This window comes from Shimazuella kribbensis DSM 45090, assembly GCF_000428065.1.
In the GTDB taxonomy this organism is placed as follows: Bacteria; Bacillota; Bacilli; order Thermoactinomycetales; family Thermoactinomycetaceae; genus Shimazuella; species Shimazuella kribbensis.
This window is the reverse complement of sequence record NZ_ATZF01000012.1, coordinates 156,216-174,397: the sequence shown is the minus strand read 5'-3', so window position 1 is coordinate 174,397 and position 18,182 is coordinate 156,216. Positions and strand designations below refer to the sequence as shown.

Below are 18,182 nucleotides of genomic sequence, written 5' to 3'. Positions count from 1 at the left end.
GAGGACTAGAACGCTGGTAACAGGCGTTCCGCCCATGTGGGTACACTTCTAACTGCATGGGACGGGCTGATGAGACAGCCCTGAACTTGGGAGTTGCACAAAGCAGAAATGGAGTGAGTGCGCTAACTACCTAAGAATCCCACGACTTTAGTCGTGTGGAGTCTCAATAATTTGATTGGTATGATCATCATTGAACTTGTGCCCGTTCTCATGAAATAAAACGAAGAGTCGAGAGTATGCAAGTAGTTGTTACGAGATCCCTTGACTCTTGGAAAGAAAGAAGTGTATGTATAAAAAATTACGTTATTTGCGTTTGTTGTATTGTTCAATGATCTCTAACTAAGGGAGGAAAAATTGGTCCGCAGAATGGTCTAGTATAACCATTCTGCGGAACCGAGGAAGGCGAGTTGCCTCACTTCAGAAATTTTCCGAAGTCCTTCCCGAGCAACCCCGACAGCTCTGCATGCACGATTTCGCGGACGTCATCCGAGATTTCGCTGTATCCCTGCTTGATGAAGGTTTCGATGTCAGCGTAGTTTGAGTGGAACGAGTGGATCTGCTCAGCCACATCACTCCACTTCTTCACCTCCATCACAGGGAGGAGGTACTCCCCGATCGACGCTTCTGCCAGCAGAAGCGAGAAGTTCTTTCGTGTGTCATCCCCCAGATTCTTGGCGATGGCGTCGCGGGTGGCGATCAGCAGGAACTTCCTCGCCGTGATACAGGGGAGTTCCGCGCTAGGCTCCGGCTTCTGACCCTGCGTCAGTGCTTCGTCGTAGAGTTTGAAGAGCTCGTTCTTGTCGTCTGTCGCTCGCTTGATCTCCTCACTCAGGCGAGAGGTAGTGTTTTGGAAAATAGAAGTGTTGGTCACTTTTCCTCCTCGATCGATTTCTTTAAGCTTATTATATGTTCTCATTTATTTCAGGACAAGTTAGTTTATTTTGATTATTATATCGTTTTTGTTCCATTTGTTTGTAATCACGTCGAAAAAATCTTAAAATAGAAGAAACAACTTTGGAGGCATAACAAATGGACGGAAAAACGCGCAGTAACTTAGGACCCGGGATGCTTGTAGATATTATCTTGAAAAAAGATCAACGTACGGGAAATAGGACAAGGGGAGTCATTAAAAACTTACTGACAAAATCCCCAACCCATCCACATGGAATCAAAGTAAGATTAGAAGATGGACAGGTCGGTAGAGTAATTGAGATTATTGAAGATGAAAGGTCTATCTGATTAAAAGGCTCACCTTAGAATCTGACGAATCTCGCCTAAAACAGAAAAAACGCCAATGTTGGCGTTTTTTTTAATACATTGATATTTTACAAACTATTATACTTAATTACTACAAGATTTTATTAGAAAATCGATTATATTACTCGGAATTCTTTTGTTATACTTATATTAAGTTCCTTTTCATTAGGAAAGGATTACGGAACCGGGAAAGGAGACAGATGAAAAGGAACCATGATGATACTCCACACTCTGGGGCTGTAGAGTCTGTAGCAGGAAATGATTCCTGCAAAAACAGTTCCACCACTGGGTACTCTCTCGCAAGCAATGCTCGCATTGTCCAAATCCCAACCCTTGAAGAAAGAGAATACTGGGATAGAAACGATGGAGAAAGGGAGAACGATATATATGGTGACCCCGAATGGGGTGTTCACCAAGATTAGTCTAAAATCAACTCAGCTATTTCCGGTTCCGGCCCTGTCCCTATTGGTGTGGGGATAGGGTGCCGCCATCATGACAAATATCTTTTTTCACACAAACTCCCTACTTGGATGAGGGAGTTTGGTTTTTTGTGTTTGTATATAAGATGGATAAGATCAAAGGAATCTTCTGTATCGAGCATTAGATGATCTTTGAGCATTATGTATTCGGATGCTCCTAAAATAAACAAAAGCGACCAATGGCCGCTAGAAATTTCAGTATATTTACTATAAACTTAATTGTTTTTGATCACGACGCATAAAAGAATAACATTGGTTCATCGTTCCACGAAACTCAATTCGATGATCTTTTTTCATCGGATTGTACCATGCAAAATAGTTATCCTCATGAATGATAGATGGGGGTAATTTTTCCGAATCACGAATGACATAATACATACTAGTGCACCTCCTAGTTGTATTATGATCGAAAAAAGGAATAATTAACCATGTTGGATAAGTTAGAAGGATGATTTTTTCTATTTCTTTAATTTCTTGTTATTTTTAAAAGCGAAAGAGGAACAGCTTCTTTTTCTGACTTCCCCTCAAACGTTCCCCAAGCATACACACCATTGAGATAAGATACCTGAAAAAGTACAGGAGTTCCTTCTACTTGATATGTTGCTTCCACTTTTATCTCATTGGGATTGACAAGGTAGGATTTTCCCAAAATTATTTTTTGTCGAAGAATAGCTGCCTGGCTGTCCAGTTTTTCTTTCTCCACTTGGGATAGTTGTTCTTCCAGTTCTTTGATGGTATTCCTAATTTCTTCTGGAATCATTTGGCTATATCGTTTCACTTGTTTTCCCTCCTTATGTATAATGTTGATCATACATTACATAAGAAAAAGGTGATAGGGATGACAGGACGTTATGTTCCAAAAATACAAGAAGCAGCAATCCCAGAAGATGGGGGTTGGGTGGAAGGAGAGAAAAGTCCGATTCTTCTACTATCTATCCCATCTTGGGAAGAACTAGAGACAAACCCTGATCACGTACATGCCTATACATGGATGTATGACCGTGCACAAAACGCATACCTTTTCTGTTTTCAGCTAAAAGATGGTACGGAAAAAGCCATTGCGTTTATATCTGATCATGCAGGTTTACTTCTACAAGAAGAACATGCAAAAGGTACCTTTTCCATGATGATTATGAATCAAGCTTTGCAAGAGGTTGATTCCTCTGATTCCGTTCTGTTGATTGAAAATGTAACATTGGTTCGTCATCCTGCTGCTGGTTGGTAATTAGTATTCATCTATGTCATGAAGCAAATGAACTTGTTGTACATAATCTTGATGGTCCTCATCCGCTTTTAAGCGGTCTAATACTTTTTTATATTCATCTACTCGATAGGAATGATCATTTTCTAATACTTTGGTCAGGGCAAGGATTACAATCTCTTTTTCTTGTTCATTAAGAGAAATCATAAAGCGCAGCTACCTCCCTAAAGGATGAATTCCTTTCTTATATAAATAAGAAAGGATACATTCCTTCTTTCTTATTTACATAAGAGCAACTAGGCCCTGAGTCTCCGCCTTAAAGGCATGACACATAGGCATGTTTTCTTTAGTATCTCCCAAAATGATGTTAAAATTGACAGGGACATTATTTTTTTGTAGTCTGACTTGTATCTGGTTTTATTTTTCTTTTTTGGGAGAAAGAGGTGCTTCATTGAAAGGCTTGATGGATGGGAAAAAAATAGTGGTGATGGGTGTGGCCAATAGGCAAAGCATCGCTTGGGCAATTGCCAAGTCGTTGTATTTTGCTGGCGCAGAGCTTGCTTTTACCTATCAAAACGATGCAGTTGAACAAACCGTATATCAAATGGTAGATCATGAGATGCCGAATTCCTTTTGTATCAGATGTGACGTAACAAAAGATCAAGATATAACAAACGCTTTTTCAGATATAAATAAACGTTGGAGCCAGATTGATGGAGTCATTCATAGCATAGCATATGCAAAAACAGAAAATTTGCCATTTTCTTATTTAGATACAACACGTGCACAATTTGCTCTAACCCATGATATTGGTACATATTCCCTAGTAGCGACGGCCAAGGAAGTAAAACAGTATATGTTGGACGGGGGAACTATCGTTACATTGACTCATATGGGATCAGAACGAGTACTTCCTCACTATCATGTAATGGGAGTAGCGAAGGCAGGGCTGGAATCCAGTATCCGTTATTTGGCAAATGAATTAGGACCTGCCAATATTAGGGTAAATGCGATCTCAGCTGGTCCGATTCGTACTTCAGTGACAGAGGGAGTTCGAGATTTTGACTATATGCTATCTGTAGTGGAAGAACGCGCTCCATTACGTAGAGGCATAGATGCAGAGGAAGTAGGGGACACAGCATTGTTCTTGTGTAGTCATATGGGGCGTGGCATCACTGGTGAAGTGGTTCATGTAGATGGAGGCTATAATATTATTGGGATGTAGATTATTTTTAAGAAAGTAATTGAAATTCTTCTGATTGTATGATAAGGTACAGGATGTTGCAATCAAACCAACTTGAGCTATTAGGATCAGTGATTCACTCGAAAGGGTTGGGACCTCATTGGACTAACCTTCCCCCATAAGTGATCCAATACGATCCTAGCGGAATTTGGCTCACACCAATTTTTTGCTAGGAAGGGGGGCCGGAAGATGGAAGAATATTCTACTTTCGGAAGGCATGTGGCTATGGATGCCTGGGGTGTGCCGTTTGACATGTTAAACAATGCAGAAGAGTTAAAGAAGTATATGATACAGGCTGCTGAGTCCTGTGGAGCATCTGTTCTGTCGGTACAGGCCCAAAAATTTGACCCTCAAGGTGTTACAGTGCTAGTTATGTTGTCGGAGAGTCATCTGTCGATTCATACGTATCCTGAAAAAGGATTCGCTGCACTAGACTGTTATACCTGTGGTCATACCGTTGACCCACAGATTGCCATCGACTTTATGGTTGAGTATTTACAACCATCACAGGCATTTTCCAAAGTGCTAAAGCGTGGCGATGGACCAATCGTCGATTTAGAGCAGCCAATGATAGAGCGTACAAAAAAAGTTATATCGATTTAGTTTAACTTTCGGTTTTTTGCGGTGTTTTTTCTACTAAATAAGTAGAAATCACCGCTTTTTTTTGCGATGATAGATAGTGAGTTTGTTGCAAAGCAGGAAAAATGTAAGTTAGCCGTAAATGTAACTTATGAGTAGAAAGGGGTCTTTATTTTGGAACTTTATCAATCTTTTAAAACCTACTTAAAGGAATATATGACTTTGGATTCATTCATTCATATGCTTGTGTGGGATCAATCCACGAATATGCCGACAGCAAATGCACAATATCGTGGGGAACAAATTGGTTTTATCAGCAAATTAGCGCATGAAAAATTAGTAGATCCACAAATGGGTCGATTGCTAAATCAACTTGTCCCATGGGCAGCTACTTTACCAGCAGATTCAGTAGAAGCGAGGTTGGTAGCAGAAGTAGCAAAAGAGTATGAGAAAGCAGTTAATATTCCTTCTTCTTTTATGGAAAAGTTTTTTGGGCATACTGCGCGTGTTTATCAGACTTGGGTAGAAGCGAGAGAGCAAAATAACTTTGCTTTGGTATCTCCTTTATTACGTGAATCTTTACAGTATAGCAAAGAGTATGCCTCCTTTTTCTCAGGAGCTGCGCATATTGCTGATCCTCTTATTGATCGATCGGACGAAGGCATGTATGTACATGTGTTGCAACCGCTTTTTCAGAATCTCCGAACGCAGCTTGTTCCTATGATAGAACAAATTCGTGAATCTGAACCAGTAGATCGCAAACCTCTTCTTCAACACTTCCCCAAACAAAAGCAACTTCAATTTATTGATGTTGTCCTTGATCATCTTGGCATTGATCGAACCCGCACACGACAGGATTTTTCTCCGCATCCTTTTATGATTCGCTTGGCAGGAGATGACATTCGGATGACTACTAGGATTCGTGAATGGGAAGTGACGGATGGATTGTTTAGTAGTATTCATGAAACTGGACATGCGCTTTACGAGTTAGGAATTTCATCAGAACTATTTGATACTCCATTGATGAAAGGTGTGTCATCGGGTTTGCATGAAAGCCAATCGCGTTTATGGGAAAACTTAGTAGGGAAAAGCCGGGAATTTTGGGAGTATTTCTATCCGAAATTGCAATCTGTATTTCCAACTCAACTAGGGTCTATTCCGATGGAAACGTTTTATCGCGCAATGCACCATGTATCTCCTTCCGCTATTCGAACAGAAGCAGATGAGATTACTTATAATCTACATGTTATCATTCGTTTTGACCTAGAGTTGGATTTATTAACTGGAAAGCTAGATATTGTGGACCTTCCAGAAGCTTGGAGAGAGCGATACAAAACAGATTTAGGAGTAGATGTGACTGAGGTCAAAGATGGCGTTTTACAAGATGTGCATTGGTTTGCTGATTTTATTGGCGGTCAATTTCAAGGATATACCATCGGAAATATTTTAAGTTGTCAACTATTTGAAGCTGCTAAAAGTGCTCATCCAAGCATTATCAAAGAAATGGGACACGGTCAATTCGATACATTACATAGATGGCTCAAAAACAACATCTATCAGCATGGGAAAAAGTTTTCAACGACGGAAATTATTCAAAGAGCTACAGGACAGTCTTTAACAATCGATCCATATGTAAAGTATCTTACAGAAAAATACCAAACCATCTATCCTACTTTGCAAACTTCATGAGAATAACCGAAAACCCACTTCTAAATAAATACAAGAAGTGGGTTTTTACGTTCATCTATATCAATAATTTATTTTCGTGCTGTGCTTCCATGCACTCTCGATCGGGCTCTGAACCATGACCATCCCCTGCTGGAAGTAGGCAACGGCCGCATCGGCCACGTCCTTGGTGACCGGAACGTTGATGTCCAGCGCGTCCCCCTCATCGACCGCCTTCCAGTACGGGGCCATGCACTTCTCCTCTGCAGCCTCTTCCTCGTCCTCAGGGATGTAGTCACCAAGATCGGCTCCGGTGACTTCGTAGAGCGAGAGAGTGAGGTCCAGCTCGATGATGGTCTCGGTACCGTGAAGCATCCGCTTGACGTTGCGGACCAGTTCCTCGTAGTACCCCTTGGCCCAGTTGATCTCATTGTCGACGTAAACCTCCGTGTCGGAGGCGGACGAGTAGCGGATCTCGGAGTCGGGGTTGTCCACGATGTTCTTCGGGAGCGTGCCGGTGAGATGCATCTCGTCGATCACGACCTTATACTGGGTATCCGAGATCAGTTCGATGTGGATGAACGACTCGACGGCGGGCATGACGGGCTGGAAAGCGTTGTTGGCGGCCATGTTCGGCTCCTCAATCAGGTAGAGTGACAGTGCTATTATTATATACAATAATATAGAAAATTTGAACAGAAGGATCACAAAAGCAATCCTAATTCATAAGAAATACAATGGTTTACATATACTCTCGAATTTTTTTGTTCCAAAAAACAGGATTATTTACATCGATTAGAAGGAGTTTTTTATCTGAAAAGAGAAGCAAGTTTGTAAAGATGAAAAGAAAGAAAGGTGCAGATGTGAATCAAGAACATGAGTACGGAATTTCATCATTCCTATCAGCTCCCTCCTCTTTTCAAGAGAATGAAATATGCCAGAAAATCGCTTTTCGCCTCGTACATAAAGTAAAACAACGAAGACAGTTTGCCATATCTATATTGGAGATCTATGTGACACAGCCTATTTATACTGATCTTTTAAAGGATATTTATCCCGACTCTGATCTCTTTTTGTTCAAGATGGATGCTGGTATCTCTTGGAATACGCAGACCATCGTACAAATTATTTCTCATCATCGGGATGGTGTTCCAGAGCAATTTGATATTATCATTATTGCTCCTAACTGCCAGTTTGGGAAAGAAATACCTGTTCTTATGGATTGGACGAGATCATTGTTGGAGAAGAATGGTATGGTTGCGTCTACCTTTTTTGGCCCAAATACATTTTTAGAGATGAAGACATGCCTGAACTGGATCGATCATTCTGAAAATGAAGAATATCCTGCAGTTGCCTTTCCTTCAAGAAACAGTTGGGAGAAAAGATTAGAACCTCATGGTTTCTATTGGGATGATGTGCAAGAAGATCAATTCCGTAAAACATATCACAATAGCCATGCTATTTTTCAGATAGCTGCTAAGTTTGGTTATTTTCAAACGATGGAAGAACAAGTAATAAATAACAAAAATCATATGTTACATAGTTGGATGAAAGCGTATGAACAAGGTTTCCGCACCAAAGACGGAAACGTGTATACGACTTATCATCTTATTGATCTCATCGGACACTTTCTTTGATACAATAGTGTCAGGAGACATCAACTGTTTCCTATAAAGAAAAGAATGCAGAAAAAGATGTGAAAACACCTTAGAATTATTCACAAAAAAAGGAGGTGAATTCCTGCTGCGTGTAGAATGGTGCCCTATGGCGAAAACTAAGCCGAGTTGAATACACCAACTTCACTAAACGAGGTTGTGTATATGTACCGTGGGCTACACGGGAATTTACGCCTGTGGAGTGTTATAGCAAACTGTAGTAGCGAGTTTATGGCGAGACAGGACACGTTGAAACAGGAAAACTCTGGACATAGGGATATTTTTCTATGTTTTCAGTAGCAGGGATACCACTATGTTGAAAAAGTTTTTAGCATCGATGGGATTTGGAGCGGCAAAAGTAAACTTGCAACTGGACCAAGATGTGGTTACGATGGGACAGCCAATCACAGGTACCATTTTAGTGGTTGGTGGAGAAACAAAACAGGAGACAGAAGGTTTAAGTGTATCACTTCGCGTATCTTCGCGGTATACAAGAGGAGATAACGTACTAAGTGTTCACGAAAAAATAGCTACAATCTCGATTACTCGTGAAAAGCTTGTACTAGAACCAGGTTCTCGCTTAGAATATCCGTTTTCCTTTGTATGTCCAGAAGGTTTGCCAGTTAGTTCTGTCAATACCAAGTATTATTTTGAGACAGACCTTGATATTGATAATGCGATAGATGCGAAAGATCGAGATCATGTAACGGTATTGCCATCTGGAATTCTGAAAAACTTTTTGAATGGTTTCCAATCATTAGGCTTTATTCATTATGCAGAAGGATACACTGGACAAAGAGATTCTACACAGATTATACAGTTCCATCCTACAACATGGTTATATGGACAATATGATGAAATTGTATTTTCTTATGCTACTAATCTTACCGATACCCAGATTACAGGATGGTTTGAATTAGATAAAAAAACGAGGGGTTCCTTGGGAGCTCTTGCAGATAAATTGGATTTAGATGAGAAAAAAGGGCGATACACTTTTTACTCCAATGATCTTTCTTCTGTTGAACGAGCAAAGGAAACGATCCAGCAATTTATCATCAAAAATTCTGAAGGATTATATGGTTGATAAAGTTAAATAATTCATTGTTGAATAGATCGCCCGCATCGAATAAACTTTTTTTAGCGATTAAGATGCGAAGCGAGGGAGATAGATGGCAAAACCGATTAAAAAAGGAAAATCAAGGCACTCAAGTAGTTTTAGTAGCAAGCAAGTGGTAGGGGTCCTATTAGGAATCCTCTTCTTTGCAGCTATTGTTTACGGGATTTATTGGTTGTATCACAATGGTACAAGCAGTAGCGTGACAAATAACGGAGTTTCTTCTATCAAAAACTTTATCAACGATACAGGCTTACAATCAACTGGGTTATTGGTTCTTGCCGTTGGTGGTGTATTATTTGCCTTTATCTTTAACAAAAAATAACCAGAGATCTCTGGTTATTTTTATTTTATCGTTTTAATGGAATATTTGTCAGCATGTAAAGAGTTAAATTGGTTCGTAACGCTAATATAACCGCAAGCATACCAGCCATTTTCAGGATCCCATCGTTTATACGTATTGATGGATGAATCAATGTAAAATTCATCTGTTGCATTGTCCAATCGTATAGGGTAACCTTTTAATTTTTTCTTAGCGAAACGGGACATATACACAGAAGCATAGGTTTCTTTCTTTTTTATTTTTCCTTCTTTTTGAAGTTGATTGAGAACTTTACCTGTCATCGCATGTTCTTGAAGTACATCTAACTCACTCATTCCGTTATGTGTCACATCGTTAGATAAGCTTTCAAAATAGAGTGCGACCGATTTTACTAGTCTCAATTTCATTCTTTTTTTACTTGGATCGTATATATCGCGATGGTGCTTATCTACACCAAGTGCCTCTGCGGAATGTAAGAACTCCCTCACCCGTGATCGTCCTATATCTTCTGCAGTGATTTTATTTGGTGCTATTTTTTTGTTTAGTGTTGCTAAGATGGCAGAACCTTCACCGTGTGTAAACAAAACAAGGAATACAGTCTTACCTGCATTTATGTCATTACGGATCGGTACCCCAAAAGTTAATATCTCGTCATCAGGATGAGGGACATAGTATACAGATATTGATTTGTTTTTTAGTGATTCTTCAGGAATACGAAGTTTGGTCAAACCGTATGATTTAATATCTGTTTTTTTATGGAGTCGTCCATCTGTATTACTGATGGCATTCACGCCATAACCCAATTCAAAAAAACTATAAATCACATAACAACCTAGAAAAAACGAAGCCAATAGGAAAAAATTCCAAATCCACTTTCCCATCATACATTCCCCTTAAGCATAATGATTCCATGTGTGCAATATGGAATAGGAATAGGAGAAAAAACATATTCATCCTCAATTTAAGATTAACATTTTATTGGAAAATGTTAATAGATAACATTTTAAAAAATATTGACTATTTGTAAATGTAACGAAATAATAAAGTGATGTAGCTATTTTTTCCCTACGCCGAACAATTGGTTTCATTCGGATTAACGAAAAGGAGCTATGAAAAAATGCTAGAGATAAAACAGGTAGCTGTGTTGGGTGCTGGTGTAATGGGCCGAGCGATTGCCGCCCATTTTGCTAACGCAGGTTTTGTCACATATTTGTTCGATCGGGTTCCAGAAAACGAGGAAAATCGAAACATTCTAGCAGAAAAAGCCAAAGAATCACTTCTTCGAGAAAAGCCGGTTCCCCTTTTTTCTTCAACATTAGCTTCATCTATTCGTATTGGAAATTTCCAAGATGATTTTCAGAAGTTAGCAGAAGTAGACTGGATTATCGAAGCGGTTGTAGAGGATGAATCGATCAAACAACAGTTGCTTGCCAAAGTGGAACAAGTTTGGAATGGTAAATCTATTATAAGTTCCAATACTTCTGGCATATCCGTCCATAAAATCATATACGATCGGTCGGTATCTTTTCAACAACATTTTTTAGGAACACACTTTTTTAATCCTCCCAGATATATGAAACTTCTTGAATTAATCCCAACCAAGCACACACTTCCTTCCATCACCAAAGAAATTCAACAATTTGCTGAAGAACGATTAGGTAAAGGTGTAGTCATCGGACGCGATACCCCTAATTTCATTGCTAATCGAATCGGAACCTATGGAATTCAAATAATCCTCCAAGCGATGGAGAAATGGCCATTTTCCCCATCATTGGTAGATAATTTAACTGGCCCATTGCTCGGAAGACCCAAAAGCGCTACGTTTCGCACCTTGGATTTGGTGGGGCTCGATACGTATGCTCACGTTGTAAAAAACGTTCGTGAACAAGCACAGGATGATGCGGAAAAAGAAGCATTTCAAACCCCGCTCGTCATACAGAAGTTAATCAAAGAAGGTGCTTTAGGAGAAAAAACAAAGCAAGGGTTTTATCGGAAACACAAAAATACGATTCAAGCTTTGGATTTGGATACTTGGCAGTATCAAGACCAAAAGAAAATGAAAATTCCCGAAGTGGAATTGGCAAAGCGTGAAAAAAAACTAGCGGATCGGCTACAGACTTTATTTGCAATGGATAATGATATAGGTAAGTTTTTATGGTATATAACCAAAAAAACATTACTCTATAGTGCAACGTATGCACCAGTGATTGCCAACAATATTCTTGATGTAGATCGTGCGATGCGATGGGGCTTTAACTGGGATGTTGGACCTTTTGAACTATGGGATCAATTGGGATTGAAAAGTACCGTTTTGCGCATGCAAAACGAAGGGGAAATAATCCCTGTCTGGGTTGAAAATCTAGTGAAAGAAGGCAAATCCTCTTTCTATACAGATGAACAAGTAGTGCGAACAGATGGAACGTATGAGCCGATTCTCTCTCATCCCAAAATCATCCCAATTGCAAGGGACATCCATCAGAAATTGAAAGCAAATCAAGGAGCAAGTTTAATCGATATCGGCGACGATGTTGCTTGTTTTGTGTTTCATTCCCCAAAACAGGCCATTGGCAATGATGCGCTAGAAATGCTGGGGTATGCAGTTGAAGAAGTAGCCGCTAATTATCGTGGATTAGTAGTTACAGGTGCAGGTAACAACTTTTGTGTTGGCGCAAATCTGATGATGATGCTGATGTTTGTAGAAGACGATGACTATGATGCTATTGACCTGATGATTCGTCGTTTTCAAACAACATTAGGTTCGCTTCGCACTTGCCCTCGTCCTGTCGTTGCTGCTCCCTATGGCTTAACGCTTGGGGGTGGAGTTGAAATGTGTTTGCCTGCAGATCAAATCCAGGCATCTGCAGAGACATATATGGGTTTAGTAGAAGTGGGTGTTGGCTTGATCCCCGCAGGAGGCGGATGCAAAGAATTACTACTTCGTGTTCATGAGCAGACAAATGGAGCTGGGGCTAGAGCGATTGAACCTTTTGTCCATCGAGCATTTGAGACGATTGGGCAGGCCAAAGTCTCATCAAGTGGACTGGATGCAAAAAATTACACCTATTTACGGCAGCAAGATCGAATTACGATGAATCGTGACTTTTTGTTACATGACGCCAAAGAAGCAGTTCTAACGTTGGATCGCAATTACTATCAGGCACCGAAGGCGAAAAAAATTCCTGTGCTAGGCAGCAATGGTGCGAATACGATGAAGCTTGGTGCTTTTCAATTTTGGAAGTCTGGCTACATTTCGGAGCATGACTACAAGATAGCCTCAAAACTTGCTTATGTATTAGCTGGTGGAGATGTTCCAGAAGGTACTTTGGTGGATGAATCATACCTACTCGACTTAGAGCGTGAAGCTTTTTTGAGTTTGATCGGCGAGCCAAAAACGAGGGCTCGTATGGCTCATATGTTGCGTACTGGAAAACCGCTTCGCAATTGAGGAGGGAAAACGTATGCGTGAGGCAGTAATCGTTGCAGCAAAACGTTCCGCGGTTGGAAAAGCAAAAAAAGGTTCTTTGCGTCATACACGGCCAGATGATTTTGGTGCGATGGTAATACAAGGTTTGCTGAAAGCTTACCCACAGATCGATCCCAAAGAGATTGAGGACATCATCATCGGTTGTGCTTTTCCTGAAGGAGAACAGGGGATGAACTTCGCACGAACTGTCAGCTTGCGGGCTGGCTTGCCCGTTGAAATCCCTGCAATGACGATCAATCGCTACTGTTCCTCAGGGTTACAGTCTATTGCTCTAGCATCAGAGAGAATCATGTGTGGGTCTGCGGATATTATCATCGCAGGCGGTATAGAGAGCATGAGCATGGTACCAATGGGTGGCTCTCGTCCTTCGCCAAATCCTTATTTAATGCTGAATTATCCAGAATCTTATTTATCGATGGGTCATACAGCGGAAGAAGTATCAAGACGCTATCACATAAGTCGAGAAATGCAAGATGAGTTTGCTTATACTAGTCATCAAAAAGCTGCAAAAGCCTTACAAGCTCAGCTTTTTAAAGAAGAAATCATTCCCGTCGAAGTAACTCAGTGGCATGAATCGGTAAATGGAAAACCTGCTGCAAGTAGGCGCATATTTCAAGAAGATGAAGGAGTTCGTGCGGACACGACTTTGGAAGTACTAGCAAAACTTCGTCCTGCTTTTCAACTAAGTGGAACAGTTACAGCAGGGAATTCTTCTCAAACAAGTGATGGGGCGGCAGCAGTGATTGTCATGAGTCGGCAAAAAGCCGATGAGCTAGGTTTAAAACCACTGGCTATTTTCCGAGGTTTTACAGTAGCAGGGGTAGAACCAGAAGTAATGGGGATTGGACCCGTTCAGGCGATTCCAAAGCTATTAGCGAAAACAGGTGTGCAATTAAATGAAATTGATCGGATCGAATTGAATGAAGCATTTGCTTCCCAGTCGGTAGCGATCATTCGTGAACTGGGATTGGATCAGTCCAGCGTGAATGTAAACGGTGGAGCCATCGCACTTGGCCATCCACTTGGGTGTACAGGAACCAAATTAACCGTATCCATTCTACACGAACTGGAAAGAGCAAAGAAAAAATATGGATTGGTCACGATGTGTATTGGTGGGGGAATGGGTGCAGCGGGATTATTCGAACGTATATAGGGGGGAGAAGAATGGCGAAAGGTGGCTCTTTTCTCATTACGGAAACACAACCTGCTGATGTATTTACACCAGAAGATTTTACAACAGAGCAAAAAATGGTCGCAAAAATGACGGAAGAGTTTGTAAAAGAACAAGTGTGGCCAGTACTTGCCGAAATCGAAGAGCATCAGTTTTCTCATACCGTTCGTTTATTGAAAGAAGCGGGTGAGTTAGGTTTGCTGGGTGCTGATGTGCCAGAAGCATTTGATGGACTGGATTTAGATAAGATCAGCTCCACCCTGATTACAGAAAAAATGGCACTTGCACGATCATTTGCGTTGTCACATGGTGCCCATGTAGGAATTGGGACATTGCCAATTGTTTTCTTTGGGAACCATGCACAAAAACAAACATATTTACCAGATCTAGCGAGCGGAAAAAAATTAGCTGCATATGCACTTACCGAACCGGGCTCTGGTTCTGATGCACTAGGGGCAAAAACAACAGCTGTCTTAAATCAAGCTGGAACACACTACATCTTGAATGGTGAAAAACAATGGATTACCAACTCAGCTTTTGCAGATTTATTTATTGTCTATGCCAAAGTAGATGGAGATAAGTTTACTGCATTTATCATCGAGCGCGATTTTCCAGGTGTATCGACTGGAGCAGAGGAGAAAAAGATGGGGATCAAAGGATCTTCGACTCGAACCCTCATCTTGCAAGATGCTCAGATACCAGTGGACAATGTGCTAGGTGAGATTGGAAAAGGGCATCGGATTGCTTTTAATATTTTGAATCTAGGTCGATACAAATTAGCTGCGGGCACACTTGGTTCTGCCAAAAGAGCAATCGAAATTTCGAAACAGTATGCTCTAGAGCGAAAACAATTTGGGATACCCATCGCCCAATTTGGCTTAATTCGAGAAAAATTAGCCAATATGCAAGTTCAGACGTTTGCTCTAGAAAGCATGGTCTATCGCATTGCTGGATTGTTCGAACAAGGATTAAGTAGCATTGAGCAGTCCGATGGTGCTTCTGTTGCCAAATCCATTCATGAATGGGCGATTGAGTGCTCTTTAGCCAAAGTTTTTGGTTCGGAGACGCTGGATTATGTAGTAGATGAAGGCGTTCAAATTCACGGCGGATATGGCTTTATGCAAGAGTACGAGATTGAGAATATGTATCGTGATTCGCGAATCAATCGCATTTTCGAAGGAACCAATGAAATCAACCGTTTGATTATCCCAGGAACGTTATTGAAAAAAGCATTATCGGGTCAACTAGCCTTAATGGCAGCAGTAAGTGATTTGACGAAAGAGATCATGAACTATGCTCCAAGTTTGGATCAAGACACAGATCATCTGGCTGTCATTGAAAAAATCGTCACCAACAGCAAAAAGATTTTTTTACTTGTTGCTGGAACAGCAGTTGATCGATATCGAGAAAAAATCGATCGAGAACAAGAGGTACTGCGAGATTTAGCTGATATGGTCACACTCGTATTTGCCTTGGAGAGCGCATACCTCCGGACAAAGAAAAACCCAGATGAAGCAAAAGAAATACTGACCTTAGCTTTTGCTTTTGATACCAAAGAAAAGATCGATCGTGCTGCCCGACATGCCCTCTCTGCCATTTTTACCGGAGATGAGTTGACCACTCATCTAGCGATATTAAGAAGATATAATCGAGTGAAACCGATCAATGAAGTGGAAGTGAAGCGAGAGATTGCAAAGCTGATGTTAAAGATATAAGGGTGTTTGATCAAAGCCTTTCATCTCGAAGGGCTTGTTTTTATTGGTGTGGAAGAAATATCAATTCTAATCTTGAAATACTCGGAAAATAATGATATTCTATTATTAGACTTGAGCTAACAACGAATAACATAGCGAACAACATAGCGAACAACATAGCGAATAACATAGCGCACGACATGCCCGAATTAGGCTCAACAACTAAACAGTTCTTCCCCTCTGATGATACCTTCCTCCGAGGTGCCTAACGTGGCATTTTGTTTGACTGAAGGATACGAGCGGAGCGGAAGAACGGGATCATGGCAATTAGTTTGTTGTGATCCTCGCGTCTATCAAGTGTAAAACTTTCATATAGAAAAGCCACTCTAAGAGAGTGGCTTTTTTTCACTTATTGTTTTATATAAGGGCGGAACAAAGGTTTTCCGTGTTCTCCTGCGTACACCTTAAATACTACATGTTTTTGAGGATCACCTACAAAGAAATCTTGATTGGTGACAAGTACTTGTTTTCCATGAAATGCTACATTAGCTGGTGAAGAATAAGAGACTTCCTGTTGAAGCTTTTCTTCTAGGGTTGCTGGCGTTCGATTCAGTTCTTTTCCATTTGGGGAGAGGATCATCATAGCTTCTGGAAGAGCCAGAGATACATATATTTTTCCTGACTCACCAATGGTAAATCCATCTGGTCCTTCCCCTGGTTTACCTTCCCATATAAGCTCCCGCTTACCGGGTTTTCCGGTCTTATCTATGCTTATTTTGTATATTCTACCTTTAGCATGGAGGATTTTGGTTGGATCAAAAAATGGATGCAAAGTAACAGCGAATAAGAGGGTGCGACCATTGTCTGCAAATCGAATTCCGTTGGGGCCAAAGATAGAATCTAGATCAGGATGAGTGTACCACACTTCCGCTTTTCCTCCGCCATTTGGAATTTTCCAAATCAACGCTTGTTGCAAGTCCGTTACATTTGACACTCCACACGGCTGAAGCCTTGGGATTCTTGGGACGGTAGTCTGATGACTACTTCATTACCAAGCTAACTCCGTGAGCCCCACGGTTGAACAGAGTTTTTGTTGCTACGACATAGAATAGACTTACTGCTTGGTTTTCGCATTTCCGTCTATCTATTTTTCGGTACGCATAGCATTTTACGTGCAAAACGATTGGTTTGCACAACCCGATATCCTATCCATTTTTCAAAGAGCAACTGATTGGTAGTTTATCAATAGAATGTATGTTTGTAAAAATATTTCTGAAAAAAGTGTTGGACTTACGCGAGGGATAAACCCTCTCTCATCCGACACTCACTATCCTCCCACGATTCAAACAGTGGATTTTCTCACTCGCAGATGGATGACGATCAAGGATATATAGCTGTCCTTTGGCATCCAGTTCCATTCCTAGAATTCCCTGACCACTAGCATTTTGACCTTGGATGACATAATCCCGTTTTAAATTTCCATTCCGATCATAAGTAAATACATGAGAAGGAGAGGTGGAAGGGATAACAGCACCTTGATGAGTACCTACATAGATCGTGTCTTCATCTGCAACAGTAACACCTTCAGGAAACCTAGGCGATGGCACTTTGGTAAAGATTTCTGTTTTAAAGGTTGTTGCAGCTTCAATAGGAGTCGTAATACTAGATTAAAGGAGAATAGAAATTATCAACGCTGTTAGGCTTCTGGCTAAAATGGAGGAATGTTTTTCTTGATTTACTCTGAAGTTCACTCGATCACCCTTCACGGAAGTTTTTCGTATAGTTAATTGAATATGGTTTCAATTGCAAAATACAACATACAAGTATAATTTTAATACAAAATCTTACATATGTTCGAAAATAAACTTGAAAAGATAAAAATAACCGACTCCTTACACACGGCAGTCGGTTTAATTTTGTTTATTATTTTATTTCTAAATAAATAAAAATTTGTATTTAAAATTATTTTCATTATAATCGAGATGGAGTCTCCTCCGTTCACCTTACTTGGAGGAAAACAAATGAGCAAGCGTCAGGATGTTCACCACAACATTGCCGGATTTTCTGGAGCAGTCAACACTGGTGAAGATGAAGCGAAGGTCGTCAACGCCATCATCGAGCATGGAGGCGAAGTGACCGCCATCGGCACCAGCAAGATTCCCGTAAGGGACGAGGATCTGAACCAGCAGTAACCAACTTGCCCTGAGGAGACTCCGCCTCGGCCAGAATCTTTCATCTGGCCGAGGAGCACGAGATAAATTATCTGATTTTTATTATTATAATTTAAATTAATTATATTATAAATATATGAGTTGTGA

The 18,182-nt window shown here is 40.6% G+C and carries 21 protein-coding genes; 13 read left to right on the top strand and 8 right to left on the bottom strand.

The annotated features are described in order from the left end of the window. Positions 1-412: 412 nt before the first annotated feature. Positions 413-871, bottom strand: a complete 459-nt coding sequence (locus tag A3GQ_RS0116040) for a hypothetical protein (protein WP_028777927.1) — start codon at positions 869-871, stop codon at positions 413-415. 158 nt (positions 872-1,029) lie between these two features. On the opposite strand from A3GQ_RS0116040, the gene A3GQ_RS0116035 reads away from it, so the two are divergent. Together A3GQ_RS0116035 and A3GQ_RS0116030 are read left to right on the top strand one after the other, a co-directional pair. After that, complete coding sequence (locus A3GQ_RS0116035) at positions 1,030-1,239, top strand: YwbE family protein (RefSeq protein ID WP_028777926.1); 210 nt, start codon at positions 1,030-1,032, stop codon at positions 1,237-1,239. Between the two features lie 218 nt (positions 1,240-1,457). After that, positions 1,458-1,679 (top strand): hypothetical protein, encoded by a 222-nt coding sequence (locus A3GQ_RS0116030; protein ID WP_028777925.1) that lies wholly within the window; start codon positions 1,458-1,460, stop codon positions 1,677-1,679. Positions 1,680-1,943: 264 nt separating this feature from the next. Here the strand turns inward: A3GQ_RS0116030 and A3GQ_RS27240 are convergent, their stop codons facing one another. Both A3GQ_RS27240 and A3GQ_RS0116015 read right to left on the bottom strand, forming a co-directional pair. Continuing rightward, positions 1,944-2,114, bottom strand: coding sequence for a hypothetical protein (locus tag A3GQ_RS27240; RefSeq protein WP_156877769.1), 171 nt, complete (start codon positions 2,112-2,114; stop codon positions 1,944-1,946). Positions 2,115-2,202: 88 nt separating this feature from the next. Beyond that, positions 2,203-2,514, bottom strand: coding sequence for a DUF1811 family protein (locus A3GQ_RS0116015; RefSeq protein WP_051271918.1), 312 nt, complete (start codon positions 2,512-2,514; stop codon positions 2,203-2,205). 60 nt (positions 2,515-2,574) lie between these two features. Between A3GQ_RS0116015 and A3GQ_RS0116010 the strand changes: the two genes are divergently transcribed. Next, positions 2,575-2,961 carry a hypothetical protein gene (locus A3GQ_RS0116010; RefSeq protein WP_028777923.1) on the top strand — a complete coding sequence of 129 codons (387 nt, stop codon included), beginning with the start codon at positions 2,575-2,577 and terminating at the stop codon, positions 2,959-2,961. Here the strand turns inward: A3GQ_RS0116010 and A3GQ_RS0116005 are convergent, their stop codons facing one another. Next, positions 2,962-3,144: a hypothetical protein gene (locus A3GQ_RS0116005; protein WP_028777922.1), complete on the bottom strand. Its 183-nt coding sequence runs from the start codon at positions 3,142-3,144 to the stop codon at positions 2,962-2,964. Positions 3,145-3,388: 244 nt separating this feature from the next. On the opposite strand from A3GQ_RS0116005, the gene A3GQ_RS0116000 reads away from it, so the two are divergent. The 3 genes from A3GQ_RS0116000 (at position 3,389) to A3GQ_RS0115990 (ending at position 6,448) form a co-directional block, all read left to right on the top strand. Then, positions 3,389-4,162: an enoyl-ACP reductase FabI gene (locus tag A3GQ_RS0116000; RefSeq protein ID WP_028777921.1), complete on the top strand. Its 774-nt coding sequence runs from the start codon at positions 3,389-3,391 to the stop codon at positions 4,160-4,162. A gap of 207 nt (positions 4,163-4,369) precedes the next feature. Further along, entirely contained in the window at positions 4,370-4,783 is a 414-nt protein-coding gene (gene speD / locus A3GQ_RS0115995) for an adenosylmethionine decarboxylase (protein WP_037465206.1), read from the top strand. Positions 4,784-4,933: 150 nt separating this feature from the next. Further along, positions 4,934-6,448, top strand: coding sequence for a carboxypeptidase M32 (locus A3GQ_RS0115990; protein WP_211227740.1), 1,515 nt, complete (start codon positions 4,934-4,936; stop codon positions 6,446-6,448). Positions 6,449-6,508: 60 nt separating this feature from the next. Here A3GQ_RS0115990 and A3GQ_RS27235 read toward each other — a convergent pair whose 3' ends face one another. Continuing rightward, positions 6,509-7,054: a hypothetical protein gene (locus A3GQ_RS27235; RefSeq protein WP_156877768.1), complete on the bottom strand. Its 546-nt coding sequence runs from the start codon at positions 7,052-7,054 to the stop codon at positions 6,509-6,511. 209 nt (positions 7,055-7,263) lie between these two features. Here A3GQ_RS27235 and A3GQ_RS0115975 point away from each other — a divergent pair, with 209 nt between their 5' ends. From A3GQ_RS0115975 to A3GQ_RS0115965, 3 genes are all read left to right on the top strand, one after another. After that, entirely contained in the window at positions 7,264-8,061 is a 798-nt protein-coding gene (locus A3GQ_RS0115975) for a hypothetical protein (protein ID WP_156877767.1), read from the top strand. Between the two features lie 331 nt (positions 8,062-8,392). After that, on the top strand, positions 8,393-9,163 hold the full coding sequence (locus A3GQ_RS0115970; RefSeq protein WP_028777915.1) for a sporulation protein: 771 nt from the start codon (positions 8,393-8,395) through the stop codon (positions 9,161-9,163). Between the two features lie 85 nt (positions 9,164-9,248). Beyond that, entirely contained in the window at positions 9,249-9,518 is a 270-nt protein-coding gene (locus A3GQ_RS0115965) for a hypothetical protein (protein WP_028777914.1), read from the top strand. 20 nt (positions 9,519-9,538) lie between these two features. Here the strand turns inward: A3GQ_RS0115965 and A3GQ_RS0115960 are convergent, their stop codons facing one another. After that, a complete protein-coding gene (locus tag A3GQ_RS0115960) occupies positions 9,539-10,396 on the bottom strand; it encodes a PIG-L family deacetylase (RefSeq protein WP_028777913.1) in 858 nt (285 codons plus the stop codon). Between the two features lie 236 nt (positions 10,397-10,632). Here A3GQ_RS0115960 and A3GQ_RS0115955 point away from each other — a divergent pair, with 236 nt between their 5' ends. The 3 genes from A3GQ_RS0115955 to A3GQ_RS0115945 are packed head-to-tail and all read left to right on the top strand — an operon-like array spanning position 10,633 to position 15,885. Continuing rightward, complete coding sequence (locus tag A3GQ_RS0115955) at positions 10,633-12,960, top strand: 3-hydroxyacyl-CoA dehydrogenase/enoyl-CoA hydratase family protein (RefSeq protein ID WP_028777912.1); 2,328 nt, start codon at positions 10,633-10,635, stop codon at positions 12,958-12,960. A 13-nt stretch (positions 12,961-12,973) separates the two neighbouring features. Further along, entirely contained in the window at positions 12,974-14,152 is a 1,179-nt protein-coding gene (locus tag A3GQ_RS0115950) for an acetyl-CoA C-acyltransferase (protein WP_028777911.1), read from the top strand. An 11-nt stretch (positions 14,153-14,163) separates the two neighbouring features. Then, entirely contained in the window at positions 14,164-15,885 is a 1,722-nt protein-coding gene (locus tag A3GQ_RS0115945) for an acyl-CoA dehydrogenase family protein (protein ID WP_037465201.1), read from the top strand. Between the two features lie 388 nt (positions 15,886-16,273). On the opposite strand, the gene A3GQ_RS0115940 is transcribed toward A3GQ_RS0115945, so the two are convergent. Both A3GQ_RS0115940 and A3GQ_RS0115935 read right to left on the bottom strand, forming a co-directional pair. Beyond that, on the bottom strand, positions 16,274-16,858 hold the full coding sequence (locus A3GQ_RS0115940; protein WP_169818302.1) for an SMP-30/gluconolactonase/LRE family protein: 585 nt from the start codon (positions 16,856-16,858) through the stop codon (positions 16,274-16,276). Between the two features lie 319 nt (positions 16,859-17,177). Further along, positions 17,178-17,471, bottom strand: a complete 294-nt coding sequence (locus tag A3GQ_RS0115935; protein WP_028777908.1) for an NHL repeat-containing protein — start codon at positions 17,469-17,471, stop codon at positions 17,178-17,180. 414 nt (positions 17,472-17,885) lie between these two features. Between A3GQ_RS0115935 and A3GQ_RS27230 the strand changes: the two genes are divergently transcribed. Continuing rightward, positions 17,886-18,056, top strand: coding sequence for a hypothetical protein (locus A3GQ_RS27230; RefSeq protein WP_156877766.1), 171 nt, complete (start codon positions 17,886-17,888; stop codon positions 18,054-18,056). Positions 18,057-18,182: the final 126 nt, after the last annotated feature.